We start from the raw sequence: 19036 nt of genomic DNA, 5'->3' as shown, positions 1-19036 counted from the left end.
TGTTTGCAGTTACAACTGTTATTATTCGCCAAAGCGGAGCTGCGAATCTGGGGATGTTGGACGTACCAGGTTGTTGTCGTTGAGCTGTGCGGCTGGCGCGCCGAGCGGACTCCACTACCTGACAGGTAACGGACGGGGCGTGCTAGGGTTGGCGAACCTGGCAGCGCGCCAGCCAGAAAGGCCAGCTTGCCGGCACTCCGGCAAGATTCGTCGAGTACTAAGAATGAGCAATAAGAACAAACGACAGAAAACGCAGAGACCAACATGCAGAGCACAAGCCCCCGGGCCGCGAACCACCTCTCTACCCTGCTGGAAATCTGGCAACCCCAGCGCGATGAGCGGCAGTGGGTACTCGGTACCGTTTACAAGACTGCGGGATCCAGCTATCGCAAACCCGGCTCGATGATGTTGTGTGATGACCTGGGAAGGTACTTCGGCCTGTTGAGTGGTGGCTGCCTGGAGTCCGACATCCAGCGCCACGCGCGCAAGGTACTCGCCTCTGGAAAAGCCGCAACCATTCGCTATGACGGCAACGATGAGGACGATGTTTCCTTCCAGCTGGGCATTGGCTGTGGCGGCGAGGTAGATATCCTGCTGCAACCCATCACCGCGGAAAACGGTTACCTGCAATTGGCAGAGCTGAGAGAGCAGCTGGATAACAGACAGCCCGTGGTGTTCCGCCAGAGGATCCCGCTCAGGGATAAGAAAGATGAGAGGGACAGCGGTGATGAAGGCGGCGCGCCAATGGCGGAGCTACGCCCTCTTCTGCCCGAAGACCACGAAGCTGGCATCCCCCTTAAACGACCCATGCTGACCAAGAGCAAGGGCGCCCTCTGGCTGAATACCCCGATATCCCCAACACCGCATATCTTGATTATTGGCGGCGGTGTGGACGCACGCCCCATGGCGCAGCAGTTCAACGCACAGGGCTGGCAAGTGAGCCTGTGCGACCCAAGACCGGCAAACGCCCGCCCGGCTTACTTCCCACATTGCGCAAGCTACCGCTGCCACCCCGATGCACTGTCAGATGCTCTGGACCTGAACAGTATTGACGCCGCAGTAACCATGAGTCACAACCTGAACCTGGACGCCGCCGCAGTGCGGCTTTTACATCGGCGCCCGCTTAAATACCTGGGGCTACTCGGCCCTACTAGCCGGCGGGATCGCGTTCTCGCCCTGAGCGGAATTTCCGCCTGCGAGACGGAGTCGCTATTGAATGGTATTTTGCGGGCACCGATCGGCCTCGACCTGGGTGGCGAGCTGCCGGAGAGCATCGCGCTGGCTACCTGCGCTGAAATCCACAGTGTGCTGCATGGAAAATCCGGCAATGCGCTCAGCAAGCGCGCCCCGCAGGCCCGCCCGCAACCCGCGTCGCAGGCTCTTCCATGAGCGCGGTTAACGAAAATTTTGCCACCGTGATCCTCGCTGCCGGTGCCGCGCGCCGGTTTGGTGACTGCAAGCACTTGCTGGATCAGGGTGGACAATCCGTACTACAGCGGCGGGTAGAGGCTGTGCGAGAAGCCGGCCTCCCCACGCCACTCATCATCACCGGTGCCTGGCACGAAGACATCCGGCACGCGCACCCCGATCTTTTGTTACACCACCACCAAGGCTGGGAACAAGGGTTGGGGACAAGCATTGCATTTGCGATGGGCTGCTTGCCGGAAAATACGCAGGCGGTACTGCTACTACTGGGCGACCAGATTGCAGTCAATAGCGCCGATATACGGCAGCTTTATCGGCACTGGCAGCAATCGAAAGCTCTGACCTGTGCCCTTTACCATGGCGCACCGGGTGTACCTGCGATTTTCCCCCGGCCCTTATTTTCCGAATTACGCGCACTTGAAGGTGACAGAGGTGCGAAGACACTACTTGTGCAGTACGCCAAACCAGCCAACACCATTCCCATGAACAGCGCCGCCATCGACATCGACACCCCCGACGACTGGCTCCGCTGGCAAAACAGCAATAACGAATTCAGCAATGGAGAAGCACTATGGAACTAACCATCAACGGCAAGGTTCACCAGGTGGACCTGGACGATGACACGCCGCTGCTATGGGCACTGCGCGACGAACTGAAAATGACCGGCACCAAGTTTGGTTGCGGTGCCGGTCTCTGCGGTGCCTGCACCATTCATATTAATGGCAACCCCGCTCGCGCCTGCCTGACACCCATCGCCGCCGCAAAGGGCGCGAGAATTACCACTATTGAAGGTTTGAGCGATGCCGGCGATCACCCCCTGCAACAGGCCTGGGTGAAACACAATGTGCCCCAGTGCGGTTACTGCCAGAGCGGTCAATTAATGTCGGCCGCCGCCCTACTCGCGGCAAACCCGCAGCCCTCCGAGAAGGAAATCGACAGCGCGATGAGTGGGAATATTTGTCGCTGCGGCACCTATCCGCGCATCAAGGCCGCCATTAAAGACGCGGTGCAATTCTACGAGGGAGGCAACAGCAATGACTGATCACACCCTGCAAGACGAAAACACAATCTCCCTGGTAAGCCGCCGCCGCTTCCTCAAACTCGCCGGTATCAGCAGCAGTGGACTGGTACTGGGCGCTACCCTGCCAAACATTCAGCCGGCCTGGGCAGACACCGCCACGGAATCGGGGAACGCTACCCTGAACCTGTTTGTGAGCATAGCCCCGGACAACACCGTATCCATTGTGTGCCACCGCTCGGAAATGGGTCAGGGTATCCGCACCGGACTGCCCGCCGTGGTGGCCGATGAAATGGAGGCAGACTGGAACCTGGTGAAGGTGATACAGGGGCTGGGGGACAAGCGTTACGGCAGCCAGAATACCGATGGCTCCCGCAGTGTCCGTCAGTTCTACGACACCATGCGCACCATGGGCGCAAGCGCGCGCACGATGCTCGAGCAGGCGGCCGCGCAATTGTGGTCGGTACCGGTCGAGGAATGTAAGGCTGGCAACCATCGGGTACTCCACACGGCCAGCAAGCGCTCCGCCAGCTTCGGTGAACTGGCCGAACTCGCCGCGACCCAGAAGGTGCCTGCGGAAGAAACCCTGGTGCTGAAGAGCGCCAAAAACTTCAACTATATCGGCAAGCCAGTCGCCACCTACGACACACCCGATATCGTGACCGGCAACACCACCTTCGGGCAGGATGTCATCCTCGACAATATGTTGATTGCGAGTATCGAGCGCGCGCCGGTGCTCGGCTCAAAAGTCGCATCATTGGACGACAGCGAAGCCCGCAAGGTATCCGGTGTAGTTGCAATCGAACCCATGGACGGCGGTATCGAGCCGCCACTGTTCCACCCGCTTTCCGGAGTGGCCGTACTTGCGACCAATACCTGGGCCGCACTCAAGGCACGCAAAGCGTTAAAGATTCAGTGGAGCGAAAGCGCCCACGCAACGCACAACAGCGACGCCTATCTCGAGACACTAAAAAAGCGCGTGCAGCAGCCAGGGAAAGTGCTCACCCAGCACGGGGATGTGAACAACGCTCTAGCAAATGCCAAGGATCAACACAGCGCGGTTTACTCCGTGCCCTACCTTGCCCATGCCGCCATGGAACCCCCCAGCGCCACGGCCGAGGTGAAAGAGAACCACTGTGAAATCTGGTCCTGCGTACAGGATCCGCAATCGGTACAACAACATGTGAGCCAGGCCCTTGGGCTCGAAGCGGATCAGGTAAAAGTCAACGTCACCCTGCTGGGCGGCGGCTTTGGCCGCAAGTCGCAAATTGACTTTGCCGTCGAGGCCGCAGTACTCGCACGCAAACTGAAACGCCCGGTTAAAGTGGTATGGAGCCGCGAAGACGATATCCGCCACGACTACTACCATGCGGCAGCCGCCTCCTATTTCGAAGCGGCGATGGACGACGACGGCCAGGTAACCGGCTGGCGACAGCGCACCGCCTTCCCATCCATTACCGGGACTTTCAAGAACGGCGTGAAGCACCCGAACAATGGCGAAATGAGCCTCGGCTTTGCGGATGCGCCGTTTGATATCGCCAACCGGCAGTGCGAAACCGCCCCGGCAGAATACGAAGCGCGCATCGGCTGGCTGCGTTCAGTGGCAAATATCCAGAATGCGTTCGGCATCTGCAGTTTTGCCGACGAACTGGCGCGGCTGAACAACCGCCGCCCCGATGAATTCCTGCTGGAACTGATCGGCGAAGATCGCCAGTTCAACCCCAGCCAGGGCAAATTCAAATATGCCAACCACGGCGCCAACTGGAAAAAATTCCCACTCGACACCGGGCGCCTGAAGCAGGTGCTGAAGGCCACGGCTGAAAAAGCGGACCTGTCAAAACTCGGGGATCACGCGCGCAAATCCGGCGAAGGCTGGGGAATTGCCGTGCATCGCAGCTTCCTGTCTTACGTGGGCATCGCCACCAAGGTGCGTGTTGAGGAAGGCAAGGTGCGAATCCTGGAAATGCACTGTGTCGCCGACGTTGGGCTCGCGGTCAACCCGGACCGGGTGGAAGCGCAGATGGAAGGCGCCATGGTCTTCGGTATCAGCCTGGCGCTGATGGGCGAGATCCGTATGGAGAATGGCGCGGTGGTGAATAGCAACTTCCACGACTACCCATTACTGCGCCTGCAGCAGTGCCCGAACATGAGCGTCACCCTGATGGGCCAGGAGCACCCGCCAGCGGGTGTGGGCGAGCCCGGTGTACCACCGGTTGCCCCCAGCATCACTAATGCCATCTTTAGCGCATGCGGGGAGCGTATCCGCGACCTCCCGATCAATAAGCATATGCAGTTGGTATAAAAAACGCCTGCTTACTCGCGCAGCCATCTTCAGGATGGCTCGCAGTAAACAGGCGTTTCGTCGCGCTGCTTTCGAGGAAAGCTTAGGATTTACTCCTTGCCCGCTTCGATTTCCTTACGCAACCGCGTAGCGGCATCTTCCAGCAAGTCTCCGGCCATTTTCTCGGCCTTATCCCCTTTGCCATCCGCTATCGCCTGGTACAGGCTGCGGTGGAACGGGATCGACTTGAGGTTACTCTCCTTGGTCTGGTTGGTGATTTTGATACTCACCAACAATGCAGAATAAATCACACCCTCGATCGCGGTCAGGATGTCATTATTGGCCGCATGCAGGATTGCCTTGTGGAACAGGGCATCCTCAACCACAAAATTCTCCGAGGATCCGACCGCGGCTTCCATACGGTCGCAGGCGTCTTTGATTGCCGCGATATCCTCTTCCGAGCCGCGCTCCGCAGCCCAGCGTGCGGCCTTGGGTTCGAATGCCAGGCGGATTTCCAGCAGCTGCATCAGAAATTCACGACTGGGCGGCGCCGACAGGTGCCAAGCCAGTACATCGTCGTCCAGCAGATTCCAGTCGTTGCGCGGGCGCACGCGGGTACCGATACCACGGCGCACATCCAGCATACCCTTGCTGACGAGAATCTTGACCGCATCGCGGATCACAACTCGGCTGACCTTAAAGCGCTCAGCCAGGGTATTTTCTTCATCAAGCAGGGTATCCGGATCAATGGCACCGGCAACAATACGGCGACCCAGTTCGCGGGCCACCTGAACGGAGAGGCTCGGAGACATAGACACCGAGCGTTTCAGATCGTAATAAACTAGTTCACTCATGCGATGCATATAAACATAGCATGTAGAACTTGCCAACTAATTTGTTGGCAAGCAAGTGCTCAGAATTCGAAAGAATTCAGGAAGGAATCAGGGATCAGGGATCAGGAATCACTAGAGCATCGGGCGAATCAAGCCACACTCTTCTCCAGCTGCAAGCGACGGCTGGTGTCCTGCAGCAGGTTCTCGGTTAGCTGCTCGGCCTTATCGCCATCGCCGGCAGCAATCGCGTCGTACACCTCCCGGTGGAAAGGCACCGATGCGCCGTTCTCCCGGGGGTCTTTGTTGGTCACGCGAATACTCACCAACAGCGCGGAGTAAATCACTCCCTCCATCGCCGTGAGGATACTGTTGCGAGCTGCCTTGATAATGGCGCGGTGGAACATGGAATCCGCGATTACAAAGTCCTCTGCAGAACCCCGCTCTTCGGCCATTCGGTTACAGGCCGCCTCAATTTCGGCGAGATCTTCCGGGGTAGCGCGCTCTGCGGCCCAGCGTGATGCCTTGGGCTCAAAGGCCAGGCGAATTTCCATCAACTGCTTGAGAAAGGCAGGATTGGGCGGCGCAGAAAGGTGCCAGGCCAACACATCGTCATCCAGCAGAATCCACTGGTTGCGCGGGCGCACCTTGGTGCCAATGCCACGGCGAACATCCAGCAGGCCTTTACCCACCAATATCTTGACCGCATCGCGCACAACAACGCGACTTACCTGATAGCGGTCTGCCAGGGCGGACTCGTCATCAATCAGGCTGCCGGGCTCAAAGGCACCGGATACCACTCTGCGGCCGAGTTCTCGCGCCACCTGTACAGACAGACTGGGCGACATGGTCGGGGCGCGCTTCAGATCGTAATAGATTAATTCGCTCATACAACCTATTTAAACATTATACCTTTGCGCAAACAACAAATTATTCCCAATCGGCGCAAATCCTGACGGTAAAAGAAACTTCGACCCCGGTTGCTGACATTCAACGCAATGAAGTTCCCATAGCAGCCGTTCATGGCAAAACCCAGGCCTCACGCCCACGCCACCCAACACACCAAACATATTGTCAAGTTAAACATCATATGTTTAACTTCGTCCAAACATTACCGGGTCGAAGTGTGCCTCCAGAGCGCACAGTTGCCCGGACTATAAAAAAGAATAAGAGGAGAAAACGGGTGCGTATACCCAGGAACGCGGTCAGGTTCATTGTTTGTGGCGTTGCCGCCCTGGTGAGCCCGCTACTCAGTGCTGCCGAAGTATCGGCAGAAACCCCGGCCGAGAAGCCCAACATCCTGTTTATTTCCATCGACGACCTGCGCCCGGAAATCGGGCCCTATGGCGCCGAAATCGCGGTCACCCCCAATCTCGACAAGCTCGCCCGGGAAGGGGTGACCTTTAACAGGGCATACGCGCAACAGGCAATCTGTGGCCCCTCTCGCGCCAGTGCGTTGACCGGCATGCGCCCGGACACCCTCGGTGTCACCCACAACTACGTGAAGTTTCGCGATCAGAAACCCGATGTGGTTACCCTGCCCCAGCACTTCATCAATAACGGCTACAACGCCACCTACGTGGGAAAGATTTTCCACCATGGCGATAAGGACGATGACCACTCCTGGAATGTAAAAGCCGCGACCGAACTGATGCCCGAGGGCTCCAGGGCACCTGGCCATTACGCGATTGCCGAAAACTCCGAGGTTCAACACAAGAACCGCCAGGCCATGTTCGAGAAATACGGCGAGCAGGCCAAGTTTGGCCTCGGCCGCGGGCCGGCGACGGAAGGCGCGGACGTTCCCGACAATGCGTATATCGATGGCTATAACACAGACCTCGCCATCGTCACCCTGAAAGACCTGCTCAAGAAATCCGACAAGCCGATCTTCTTCGGCTTCGGCATGAACAAGCCGCACCTGCCGTGGATCGCGCCGAAAAAATACTGGGATCTTTACGACCCCAAAGACATCGCGATGACGACACAGACGGACGCGCCCGAGAATAGCGCGGCCATGGGCCTGCATGCGTCTTTCGAGCTCAGAACCTTCTTCGACATCCCTAAAGACACACCCATTTCTCCGGAAATGGCATTGACCCTACGCCATGCCTATCTGGCCTGTATCAGCTACGTGGATGCACAGATCGGTCGCATGCTGGATGCCATGAAAACGGAAGGCGTACTCGACAACACCGTCGTCATTTTATGGAGCGACCACGGTTTCCACCTCGGCGAAATGGGGATCTGGGGCAAGGCCACCAACTATGAAATCGCTGCCCGCGTGCCACTGATTATTTCTACCGCGGCAACCCGGGCCAACCCGCAGAACGCCAAGACGGACGCACTGGTAGAACTGATCGACATGTACCCCACATTGTCCGAACTGGCTGGTATCCCGCGCCCTTCCCACATCGAGGGCCGAAGCCTGGTTCCGCTGCTGGACAGCCCCGACCAGGACTGGAGTACCGCCGCTTACAGTCAGTTCCCCAACCCGGCACTGCGCGAATGGGGTGCCTACCCACTGCGTCCGGGCATGCGCGAAACCTACTTCAAAACCCTGATTGTGCGCGTGGAAGAAAAAATCCAGCAACAGCAGAAATCGACCTGGGATCGCGAACTGTTTGAACAGCATTTGATGGGCTACTCCATGCGTAGCGAACGCTATCGCATGATCGCCTGGATAGACACTCGCGATATCGGCGCTGCCCCACTGTTCGTTGAGCTTTACGACCATGCAAGCGACCCGAAAGAAACCCGCAACGTAGCCGAAAACAACCAGCCCGTGGTGGCAAGGCTGTTACAACAAATGCGCGCAGATCTGAAACTGACCGCGATGACCGCCCTGACCACCGAGAACACCGCCAGCACCGCAAGCGCCGAACAGATTGCCAAGAGGTAAATATCAGTGAAAAGAAGAAACTTTTTTAAAGCCGGTGCCGCCGCTGTTGCAGGCACGACTCTGGTATCTCAGCCGGCTGCCGCTGCCGGCAGCCCGAATGCCCTGATCAGCAACCGCAAAGAAGATCAGTGGCTGCACCTGGGTACCGGAAAATCCGAGACACCCGTGCGCCACCGGGAAGATAGCTACGATGTTGCCGTCATCGGTGGCGGCGCTGCCGGTATCTGTGCCGCCGTATCCGCTGCGCGTCTCGGCCGTAAAGTTGTGCTGATTCAGGATCGTCCGGTACTCGGCGGCAACGCATCCAGTGAAATGCGTGTGCACCTGAACGGGGTTAACCGCCTGAAAACCGGCCTCGCCGAACGCGAGACCGGCATCATCGAAGAAATGCTGCTGCACAACCGCTTTGAGAACCCGCAGGAGTCCTTCCCGGTTTGGGACCATGTGCTATACGACTTCGTGATTCGCGAGTCCAACATCACCCTGATGCTCAACACCCAGGGTATTGAAGCCATTATGCAGGGCGATCGCATCGCCAAGATCCGCTGCTGGCAGTTGACCACCGAAACCGAATACCTGATCACGGCGCCCTACTTTATCGACTGTTCCGGTGATGGTCTGATCGCTGCGACTGCCGGTGCTGAATATCGCACCGGTCGCGAAGGCAAAAAAGAGTTCGACGAGACCTTCGCCCCGGACGAGCCCGATGGCTGGCAAATGGGTGCATCCCTGCTGATGTCTGCCAAGGACATGGGCAAGCCCGCCCCCTATCGCGCCCCCAGCTGGGCAATCAAGTTCGATGCGGAAAATGCTCACAAGCGCCGCAAGTTCGACGCCTACCATGAGGGCATCTGGTGGGTGGAAGTGGGCAGTGACGACGACATCATCGCCGACCAGGAAATCAACCGTCACAAACTGATGGGGTACCTGCACGGGGTGTGGGACTACATCAAGAACTCCGGAAAATTCCCGGAAAGTGCAAACCTCGCGCTGGACTGGGTGGGCTCCCTCCCCTCACGCCGCGAATCCCGCCGCTTTATCGGTGACTACATCCATTCAGAAAAAGACCTGACGGAAAACCGTCACTTCAAGGATGCCGTTGCCTTCGGCGGCTGGGGTATCGACGAGCACAATCCGGGTGGTATGGAAAACATCCATATGGCGCCCACGATTTTCCACGCGCACTTTGACGAGGTGTACCAGGTGCCTTTCCGCAGCCTGTACTCCCGCAACGTGCCCAACCTGCTGTTCGCCGGGCGCAACGTCAGCCAGACCCATATTGCACTGGCGTCCTCCCGTATCATGGCTACCTGCGCACTGATGGGCCAGGCAGTAGGCACCGCAGCACATCTGTGCCTGGAACAAAACGTCACACCGCGGGAAATTGCCCACAAACATATCGATGCCTTGCAGGAACAGCTGCTGCGGGATGATGTGTATATTCCCAAACGCCCGGCACAAGACCCGCTGGACCTCGCCAAACAATCCGCCGAGATCATTGCCTCGAGCACCAAGTCTGGCAAACCGGCACTACTGACCGACGGCATTGCACGGGATGTCAACGAGGATATTCACCACTGGCAATCCGCGGAGCTGCCGGCCGAGGTTCAGCTGGAATGGACGGATCCGGTGACCCTGTCCACCTTTGAGATCAAGTGCGATACCAACGTGAAGCGCAACATCATGATGCGCAAGGACTCACTGAACGACGAACTGTTCAACAACAGCGTGCCGGAAGAGATGGTCAAATCCTTGTCCATTTCTGCCCGGGTAGGAGGCAAGTGGCAAGAGATGGGCACCATCAGCGAAAACCGCACTCGCCTGATTCGCTTCGACTTCCCGCCGGTAAAAACCACCGCATTGCGGGTACGGGTCACCGAAACCTACGGTAAGCCCACCGTAAAACTGTTCGAAGTACGCGCCTACGCATGATGGACCGCAAGCGCACCCTAATCGCGACCACCGCAACCCTACTGCTCAGCCTGCAGGGTTGCGGCGTGGAAACGGCGGAGTTCATCACACCCGGGGAAAGGCCAGCGGCTGCCGCCTTCAGTCACTCATCACCGGTGGACGAAAGCGAGAAGACCAGCGCACACAAAGTGCGCTTCTACCATCCGGCCAACAAATCCGGGGGAGAGGAGACGCGGACGCTGTATCAGGATATTGAGGATGCCGATGCGCCCTACCGCAGTGATTACTACATGGATGTACCCTCCGTGTACTGCGGCGAAGGTATCTGCAAGATCGATATCGTGCGCCTGCACTGGGACTGGCTCGGGCGCTACACACATTTTTCCCTGGAACCGCCAACGGATCTTGAAAAAGGTAACGAAGAAGATTTCACCGAGGCGGATTACCAGAAACTCCAGTCCGTTCTGAGCAACCGGGAATCGGGACTCGCCGATCTCTCCAAGGACGAACTGATTCTCCCCAATGCGGGTGGTGAACGGGTAGATGGCCTTACCGGCGCTACCGTATCTCTGCGCAAATCAGACTATGTGGAAGGGGCCATCTGGACCTGTTACACCCTTTGGCACTTTGCCAATGGTGCGCTGACGGGGCTCATTCGGAACCTGAGCGGCGATGAGTTACCTGCAGAAGAGCTGCCAAACCTGATCGTGTCAGACCGCGATGCAGAAGCTTCATTTGCGCTACAGCAGGTAGCCCGCCAAGGCCTGGAAAGCGACCGTATAGATACGCTGGTTAAGCAGCTGCTTGCACAACAAAAGACTGCGCTCTACCCCGACGTTTTTGACTACCTGGAAACGCTACCGACGGAGAGAAGCTTCCGGGTCTTGCGGGAGTTTGCCAACACCGACGACTCCAAGCTGCGGCTTGAAATCATCGCGCATTTGCAAAAAACCGATGAGATCACCGACAGATCACTACTAATTGACCTCTCCCTCAACGCCAGCCAATGGGACTCGTTCCATGAGGTTCACCGGCTACTCGCGCTGCTGAGACAGCATGCCGCAGGTGACGCAGGTATCAATCAATCCATTAGCACCCTGCTCAACCACGACAACTTTGTTATTGCAAGGAAGGCCTACTGGTATCTGGCGGAAGCACCAGAAGGCTCCATTGACCAAGCGTTACTTGAATCGTTTCGACAGCAAAATCTCGCGCGGCTATAGCCGACAATAATGAACAGATTTTTTAGAAAAATGTGTAAGCAATCAATTACGCAAGGAGGAATATGACGAGTTGAAATACCACATCCAAGCCTATGTATAAGTGAAATCACTACCCAATGCTGTAACTGGATAGATTTCGACACGCATCATGACGACAAAAATAATAGCGACATGGAGAAAAGAAATAATGAAATCTCACCTAGCGAATAGACGCATCTTACTGTCTGCGCTACTGGCCGGCGGACTGCTGACAAGCGGTGCTGCGCTTGCACAGATCGACGGCGAGGAGCTGGAGACCAGCGCATCCTGCCTCCCCAATCACGATAAACCCACCGGCAACGGCAATGCCGGGGGCAAAGACTACGATTGCGATGGCATCAAAAACAAAGACGATGCCGACGATGACAATGATGGTGTTACCGATGTCGATGAAGTCGCCAACGGAACCGAACCGAGAAATCCAGATACGGATGGTGACGGTACGAATGACGGCGAAGATGTATTCCCTCTCGATTCAACCGAGTGGATGGATACCGACACAGATGGCATCGGTAACAATGCGGATACCGATGATGACGACGACGGCGTCAGTGACAGCGAGGAAGCCGAAAAAGGCACTGACCCGCTGAATCCAGACACCGATGGTGACGGTGTAAACGATGCGGTGGATGTATTCCCACTGGATCCTTCAGAGACCGAAGACGCCGATGGCGATGGCATCGGCAATAACGCAGATACCGACAACGACAATGATGGTGTTAGCGACGAAAACGAACTAATCAACGGTACTGATCGTTTCAATCCGGACACGGATGGCGACGGTGTAAACGACGCTGAAGACGCATTTCCACTAGACGCTCAGAAGAGTGTTGACGACGGTACCGTCGTGTTCAATTACGATTTCAACATCAACGAAATCCAGACAGAAAACAACAACTGGGAAGGCTGGGTATACCCCACGCAAAATCGCGGTGTTATGGCATTTGAGGAGGGCGCGGGCATCAATGACTCTGCAGCCTACTCCTACGAAGATACCAGTCCCAATACCAACATCACCCAGAATGGCCTGCGCTTTAACAACAGAACCAATAAAGACAACATCAATCCATGGACGGTTGTCCTCGGTGAATCGCAAGGCCTCACCGTTCAGGGCGTTTCCCTTTGGGTGAAGGTTGAAAAAGCGGTACCCGGCGATGTCACGGTTCAACATCACCTGATCCCCTATCCGCTTATCGATGATAAGAAAGGCCCCACCCTGAGCGCCGGTCTCGACGTAGGTCCGCAATACAATGCGACGATTCCCGCATCTGATAACGGTACCTGGGTACAGGTAAATCTGGTGGATAGTAAAACCGGCTTCAGTGCCTTCACTATCCCAGATACCTGGAAACACTACGATGGTGAGTCTCCGATCCAGGTGTATCCGGATATCCTTTTCGGCGGTCTCGACGTCGGTGACAAGGTGTATGTGGACAACTACCAGCTTATTCTCGGTGAAGACACTGGTGAACAGGATGGTGGTGATTCTGGTGGATCGGGTTCTGGTGGATCGGGCTCAGGTGGCTCAGACGGCGGGGATGGCGGCAGTTCGGATGGTACATCCACCTTCACCCATAACTTCGACACCAACGAAGTGGCGGAAAGCCAGGGCAAACAAGGCTGGATCGAAACCATCAAAGACCGCGGTATCATCGGCTTTGCAGATGGCCGGGGTCGCAACGGTTCGTCCGCTTTGTCGTGGACAGACAACAGCACCAATATCAACCCCGAGCAAACCGGCACCCTGTATCAGGACTGGACTGGCAACCCGTTTAGCGCGGCATTCGGTAACACCGAAATTCTTGGTGATACCCTGACAGCGGCGTCGGTATGGGTGCGAACCGAACTGGTCACTGAGAAAGATATCCAGCTAATCCACTATTTACTGCCTTACGGCGTGGTCGACGGCACCAAGGCGACTAAAATCAGCGCGGCTACCGAAATGTCTCCGCGTCTGGTCGGCACCATTCCTGCTGGTAGCAGCGACTGGGTGAAAGTGGATTTCGTGCTCGAGGGCAGTGATGCCATCGACTTTATGTTCCCGGCAACCTGGATCCCGACCGCTGGCAGCGAACTGGAAATTTATCCCGAGTTCAAGTTCGGCAACACCGAGGTGGGCGACAAGATCTTTTTCGATGACTACGAAGCAACCACTGTTGCCGGCGAAGCGCCACCGGCGCCAACGGGCTTTAGCATCGATTACGACTTTGAGGACGCAACCGTCGCGCAAAACGGTGGTTGGGGCTATGTGCTCGCGAACTTTGGCACGATCGGATTGGAAAGCGGCCTTGGCTACCAGAACTCCAATGCCCTCTCCTACCGCGACGATAGTGATCAAACCAATATCACCAACCAATCGATGCTTTGGCATCGCTGGGGTGCGGCCAACCCGTGGAGCAATGCGTTCGGCGGTGGCTCCATTGGCAAAGAGATCGAAGCGGTCACTTTGCGCGTTCGCGTGGAAAAAGCGGCAGGCAATGTCGGTACCGAAGACGTGACCATCAAGCATCACCTGCTGCCCTGGAACGTCACCCTGGACGGCGGCAAGTACGGTAAGGTCACCGCAGCGCAGGGCGTTACCGCAGACTACACCGCAACAGTAAGCTCTGCGGACTTTGGCCAGTGGGTAGACATTACCTTTGTTGACTCAATCACCGGCCTGGAGTCTTTCACCATTCCAAACACCTGGAAGCTGACCGATGGCGGCGACATCGTTGATGTATTGCCCTCGTTCTTCTTCGGTGGTCTGGAAGTGGGCGACAAAGTCATCATCGATGACTACCGCCTCACCGGCAACGAAGGTTCCGGTGATAGCGGTGATGGCGATGATGGTGAATACGAGGGCCCAGACTACGGTTATCACGACGGTAGTGGTACTTACACCAGTAACCCGCGCCCGGAACCGCTGGCGGTGGCCGACAGTGACTTCTACACCGAACCCACCTCTTTCGCGGTAACCCGCAATGCGGTAACCGACTACGGTGTGAACAACCTGGATGCCGGTGACGATACCGCGTCAATGCAGGCCGCTCTGGATGACATCAGCAGTAACCTGGGCGGCGGCAAGCTGACTGTACCGGCCGGTGACTACTACTTCCGCAGCCTGCACCTGCGCTCAAACGTGCACATGGAAATGGAAGAAGGTGTGACCTTCCACATGGCCGAGGGAGGCGGGTACAACGTCTGGATGTTTGAGATGGGTAACGGCAACCAGGGCAAAGCGGAAAACTTTAGCTTTGTGGGCCTGGGTGACGGATTCACCATCGATCTGCGCAATGCACCGAACGAGAGAACCGCGGTGTTCAAGATGGGGGATATTGAAAACTTCAAATTCTCCAACTTTACCATCGAAGATAACAAGACGATATTTGCCTCTTTCCTTGTGGGTATCACCCAGAGAGGCAACGATATCTTCTGGCCGGTTAACGGCATTATCGAGAAGGTAGACCAGCGTAACTCCCTGTTTGGCTACGGCGTTATCCAGACCTACGCGGCGGACAATATCCTGTTCCGCGACCTGCACAGCGAAGGCGGTATCACGCTGCGCATGGAGACGGACAACCTCACCATGAAGGACTTCGGCAAGGGTGGCATCCGCAATATCTTCGCAGAGAACATCAGCGGCACCGATTGTCTGGCGCCGGTCATGTTTGGCCCGCATTTCCAGGAGAACGGATCCGTGCAGGTAGACGGTGTGATCTCCAACGGTTGTGGCTTCGCAGTGCGCGTTGACGATGGTTACGTTGAACTGTTCAGCCCCGCCGGCCAGGCGTATACGCGCGAACAGTGGCGCGCCGAAATTGATGCTACCTACGGTGCAGGTTGCTCTGCGCAGCCCTACGCCCGCGGCGTCAACCAGTGGGCGGCACGTATCAACCCGATTGGCAGCTGTCTGGATAACGTGCACCAGCGAACCGGGCTAAAGCCAGGCTGGTTCGAAGAGTCGCATATTTACAATGTGACGGTGAACAACGGCATGGATGCACACCTGAAGCAGGACCAGCTGGACTACTTCGCCAACACTAACCCCATGTGCGAAAACGTCTGTCTGCCTTCGACTGATCAGTGGTCTCGTCAGGGGCAGATCTATATTGGCCCTTCCATCGGCGGCGTAATTGATGGCAACGAGCCGGGTATTGATTACAACTTCAATATCAATATCTATAGTCTGGAGATGATTGGCTTCCCGGAGCCGAAGCTGGAGTCTATTGACGACAACACCTATTCGGCGCGCGTGTGCAACTACTATGGCATGCAGGCGTGTCCGGTAGAGCGCTGGGATTAACCACAACCTTTTAAACGGATAAAAGGTGGTTTAAAGGGTCAGTTGTGAAAGCAACTGGCCCTTTCTAATTAGGGAACCTCTGAATAATGTAGCGAGCGGGTGTCTGGTGGTAGCCGCCTGCGCGGAACAAGCGGAGCGTACTTGCAGTACGTGAGCATTGAGAGCACAGCCGGATGCCGCCAGACACACGCGCAGTAATTATTCAGAGGTTCCTTAGTACTATTGGCCACGCAAACCTGAGCCAGGGTCAATACAAGGATCAATACAAGAGCTATGAGAGAAAACATGCAATCCACAACTCCGTCATCGCAAAGTGTGACCTTGAACAACGGACTTCAAATGCCACTACTCGGCTTTGGTGTCTGGTCTTCTCCCCCAGGACAGGAAACGCAAGATGCCGTGCTGAACGCCCTCGACACGGGCTATCGGCACATCGATACCGCGGAGGTCTACGAGAACGAGCAGGACGTGGGTTCAGCCTTGCAGAAATGGGCGCAGAAGAGTGGCGATAGCGATATTTTCGTCACCACGAAACTTACCCCGGAAGCCAAAGGGCACGCAGACACGCTGGAAGCCTTTGATCGGAGCCTGGATAAACTACAGCGAGACGTGATCGATCTTTACCTGATGCACTGGCCCAGCCCTGGTAGCCGCAAGGAAAACTGGCTAGCAATAGAAGATCTATACGCGAGTGGAAGGTGCCGCGCGATCGGCGTCAGCAACTTTACTGTACGACACCTGGAGGAGCTGCAGGGTTACGCCAGGGTGACACCGGCGGTCAATCAGGTTGAGTACAATGTATACCTGTACCAGAAAGAACTGCGCGATTACTGCACCAGCAAAGGTATCCAGCTGACGGCGTACAGCCCTCTCGCGCGGATGCAGGTCTCTGAGGAAGACCGTGTTCTTGAGATTGCGAAAAAATATGGAAAATCCAAAGCACAGGTGTGTATCCGCTGGATTCTACAGCAGGGAATTCCCACCTTCCCGAAATCCGTGCGTTTGGCGCGGATACAGGAAAATTTTAACGTGTTTGATTTCGAGCTGGACCGAGAGGACATGGCAGCGTTGAGTTCGCTCAACCGGGACTATCGCTGTAATCCAGACTGGAACCCGGAAAACGTCAGCTAGCGCTTAAGACTGGCGGCACAGGGTGTGCCGCCTTTTCGAGCTCAGCGAGCCACCTGAATCGTTCAGTGACGCGTATCGTTGTACCGATTCACCTCATATCCCTTAACGACTTGGGTCTCACCATTGGTCCAGCGGATACTGACGATATCCACCTTATCGCACTGGCCCAATCCAAACAGCAGATCATTATTCACTGGCACGCCATAGGAAGAGGCGGAATCCCCCACGACCTGACGCCAAGTATTCCCACAGGCGCGCACCTCTACCGCGGCCCCCAATACCGATGCCTTACCGGAGGGCGACGCTCCCAGGGTAAAGCCGATAAAATAATGGCCATTGAGGCTTTCTGTGTTGTTTTTAAACAGGTGCCACAGTCCTCGCTCGCTGGCGGTGAGAATGTCGTAGTCGCCATCTTTATCGAAATCTATCTTGGCCGCACCACTGCCGGTAGCGCCGCGCTCTGTAGCGACCACTCCGTGAGACTCCAGGCGCTGGAAAGTCTGCCCTTGCTGGTTCAAATACACAATCTGCTGGTTCTCCATCGCCATATTGCCGTAACGATTGAAATAGAGATCGTCCCAGCCGTCGTTATTTAAATCCACCACCAGCGCGACGGTGGTTTGCTCGCCGATACGGATTCCCATGGCTTCCGTTACGTCCACAAACTTTCCATCGCGGTTTTCCAGCAGTTTTGCGGGTAGCGCTTCGTCACTGGTGGTGGAAGGGTTCGAGCGCACATTGTGGACTACCGCAGCCGTGGGGGACAGGGTCTGGTTACAAATACGCCATACCCCCTCCCCCATGTAACCTACATACAGACCGGGCGGGGAGTCCTCCGGCAGGTCCTTGATTTTCACCCCGGGTGCACAGGCGTTATCGGGAAAACCCGCGGCCTCTTGCGCTGACACAACAACATCCAATAACCCGGAACTGTCGGCATCCCAGGAGCGCTGTGACTGCTCTCTGGATTCAATCTTCAGACGCTTCCTGGCCTTGCCGGCGAATACGTCGAAGTGTGGATACGCCATTTGCAGGTTTTCCAGTGTCAGATCGCCATCAATCTTCAGGTCATCCAGCTGTAACGAGGAAAACCGGGAAAAGAACGCATAGCGCTGGTTTTCCTGGTCAAGATAAGTCTCGTTCTCAAACTGATGTTCAGAGCGACTGAGCACCAGGTCCAGGTCCCCATCCCGATCAAAGTCAATGGAAGAGATTGCGCTGATGTCATTGATACTTTTCAGGCTTCCGAAACGCGCTTCGGTGACCTCGGTAAAGGTGAGCCCTTCACCACCTTCCAGCGCAACGAGCCGGTTCCCGCCAAACACCAGGACATCCGCATCACCGTCCCCGTTGAAATCGGTGGTGGTCGAGAGATAGCTAAGGCGGTCACTGAATGGCAGGTGCTGGACGAATTCAAGGTTGCCTTTGCCATCGTTACGGTACAGGTGATTTGCCCCCTTGAACTTCTGCTCCGGGGTAAAAAAGCCAGTCAGGAACAGATCGAGGTCACCGTCGTTATCACCATCAAAGGGCTTGATGGATCGCCCACGCCCCTTTTCGAAATGCGACAGTATGCTGGCCTTGCTGACGGAGCGGTCCCTGCCAACCTCGAAATGCACAGGCTTTCTCGGATTGCTGCCATTGCCACCACCCTGGGCAACGATAATTTCCAGCTGACCGTCATTGTCGAAATCCCCGAGCCCCTGCCCGTGCATATCGCCGCTAATCAAATCCTGTGGACCTGAAAATGTACCGCCTTCGTTCCAGAAAATCTGTACTTTGTGGGCGTGCTCGGTCAATACAATATCCTGAAAGCCGTTGCCATCCAGATCGGCAATCATGGGGCTATCCCACTTACGGCGCTCGCGCTTTTCGATGGGAATCAGATCCGAGACTTCAGTGAAAAGACTGGTCGATTTTTCGCTTTCGGCAGTCGCTGCCAGTGCGAGACTGGAGGAAAAGCAAGCCATCAGCAGTGTAGACTTGCAGGGTCT

At 56.3% G+C, this 19036-nt stretch carries 12 protein-coding genes; 9 read left to right on the top strand and 3 right to left on the bottom strand.

All coding sequences use genetic code 11. From position 1 onward, the window contains the following. The first annotated feature begins 264 nt into the window (after nucleotides 1-264). Genes LC059_RS05040 through LC059_RS05025 form a run of 4 tightly spaced genes read left to right on the top strand, consistent with a single transcriptional unit; the run spans nucleotide 265 to nucleotide 4745 of the window. Complete coding sequence (locus LC059_RS05040; protein WP_226702716.1) at nucleotides 265-1389, top strand: XdhC family protein; 1125 nt, start codon at nucleotides 265-267, stop codon at nucleotides 1387-1389. Then, complete coding sequence (locus LC059_RS05035) at nucleotides 1386-2006, top strand: NTP transferase domain-containing protein (RefSeq protein ID WP_226702715.1); 621 nt, start codon at nucleotides 1386-1388, stop codon at nucleotides 2004-2006. Before LC059_RS05040 ends, LC059_RS05035 begins: the two co-directional genes overlap by 4 nt. Next, nucleotides 1997-2467, top strand: a complete 471-nt coding sequence (locus tag LC059_RS05030; RefSeq protein ID WP_226702714.1) for a (2Fe-2S)-binding protein — start codon at nucleotides 1997-1999, stop codon at nucleotides 2465-2467. The genes LC059_RS05035 and LC059_RS05030 overlap by 10 nt, the downstream gene beginning before the upstream one ends. Continuing rightward, complete coding sequence (locus LC059_RS05025; RefSeq protein WP_226702713.1) at nucleotides 2460-4745, top strand: xanthine dehydrogenase family protein molybdopterin-binding subunit; 2286 nt, start codon at nucleotides 2460-2462, stop codon at nucleotides 4743-4745. The genes LC059_RS05030 and LC059_RS05025 overlap by 8 nt, the downstream gene beginning before the upstream one ends. 89 nt (nucleotides 4746-4834) lie before the next feature. Here the strand turns inward: LC059_RS05025 and LC059_RS05020 are convergent, their stop codons facing one another. Together LC059_RS05020 and LC059_RS05015 are read right to left on the bottom strand one after the other, a co-directional pair. After that, nucleotides 4835-5578: a FadR/GntR family transcriptional regulator gene (locus LC059_RS05020; RefSeq protein ID WP_226702712.1), complete on the bottom strand. Its 744-nt coding sequence runs from the start codon at nucleotides 5576-5578 to the stop codon at nucleotides 4835-4837. Nucleotides 5579-5706: 128 nt separating this feature from the next. Next, the gene (locus tag LC059_RS05015) at nucleotides 5707-6444 is read right to left on the bottom strand and encodes a FadR/GntR family transcriptional regulator (RefSeq protein ID WP_226702711.1); all 738 of its coding nucleotides are present in this window, start codon (nucleotides 6442-6444) and stop codon (nucleotides 5707-5709) included. 293 nt (nucleotides 6445-6737) lie between these two features. Between LC059_RS05015 and LC059_RS05010 the strand changes: the two genes are divergently transcribed. The 5 genes from LC059_RS05010 (at nucleotide 6738) to LC059_RS04990 (ending at nucleotide 17042) form a co-directional block, all read left to right on the top strand. After that, complete coding sequence (locus tag LC059_RS05010; protein WP_226702710.1) at nucleotides 6738-8453, top strand: sulfatase; 1716 nt, start codon at nucleotides 6738-6740, stop codon at nucleotides 8451-8453. 6 nt (nucleotides 8454-8459) lie between these two features. Then, nucleotides 8460-10385 (top strand): FAD-dependent oxidoreductase, encoded by a 1926-nt coding sequence (locus tag LC059_RS05005; RefSeq protein ID WP_226702709.1) that lies wholly within the window; start codon nucleotides 8460-8462, stop codon nucleotides 10383-10385. Further along, nucleotides 10382-11587, top strand: coding sequence for a hypothetical protein (locus LC059_RS05000; protein ID WP_226702708.1), 1206 nt, complete (start codon nucleotides 10382-10384; stop codon nucleotides 11585-11587). The genes LC059_RS05005 and LC059_RS05000 overlap by 4 nt, the downstream gene beginning before the upstream one ends. Before the next feature lie 187 nt (nucleotides 11588-11774). Then, on the top strand, nucleotides 11775-15911 hold the full coding sequence (locus LC059_RS04995) for a hypothetical protein (RefSeq protein WP_226702707.1): 4137 nt from the start codon (nucleotides 11775-11777) through the stop codon (nucleotides 15909-15911). A gap of 285 nt (nucleotides 15912-16196) precedes the next feature. Continuing rightward, nucleotides 16197-17042 (top strand): aldo/keto reductase, encoded by an 846-nt coding sequence (locus LC059_RS04990; protein ID WP_226702706.1) that lies wholly within the window; start codon nucleotides 16197-16199, stop codon nucleotides 17040-17042. Between the two features lie 62 nt (nucleotides 17043-17104). On the opposite strand, the gene LC059_RS04985 is transcribed toward LC059_RS04990, so the two are convergent. Beyond that, nucleotides 17105-19012 carry a CRTAC1 family protein gene (locus LC059_RS04985; protein ID WP_226702705.1) on the bottom strand — a complete coding sequence of 636 codons (1908 nt, stop codon included), beginning with the start codon at nucleotides 19010-19012 and terminating at the stop codon, nucleotides 17105-17107. Between the last annotated feature and the right edge of the window lie 24 nt (nucleotides 19013-19036).

The sequence above is a fragment of the Microbulbifer elongatus genome (assembly GCF_020524885.1).
Lineage (GTDB): Bacteria > Pseudomonadota > Gammaproteobacteria > Pseudomonadales > Cellvibrionaceae > Microbulbifer > Microbulbifer elongatus_A.
Note: the sequence above shows the minus strand (reverse complement) of the source record. Positions and strands in the feature narration are given on the sequence as shown.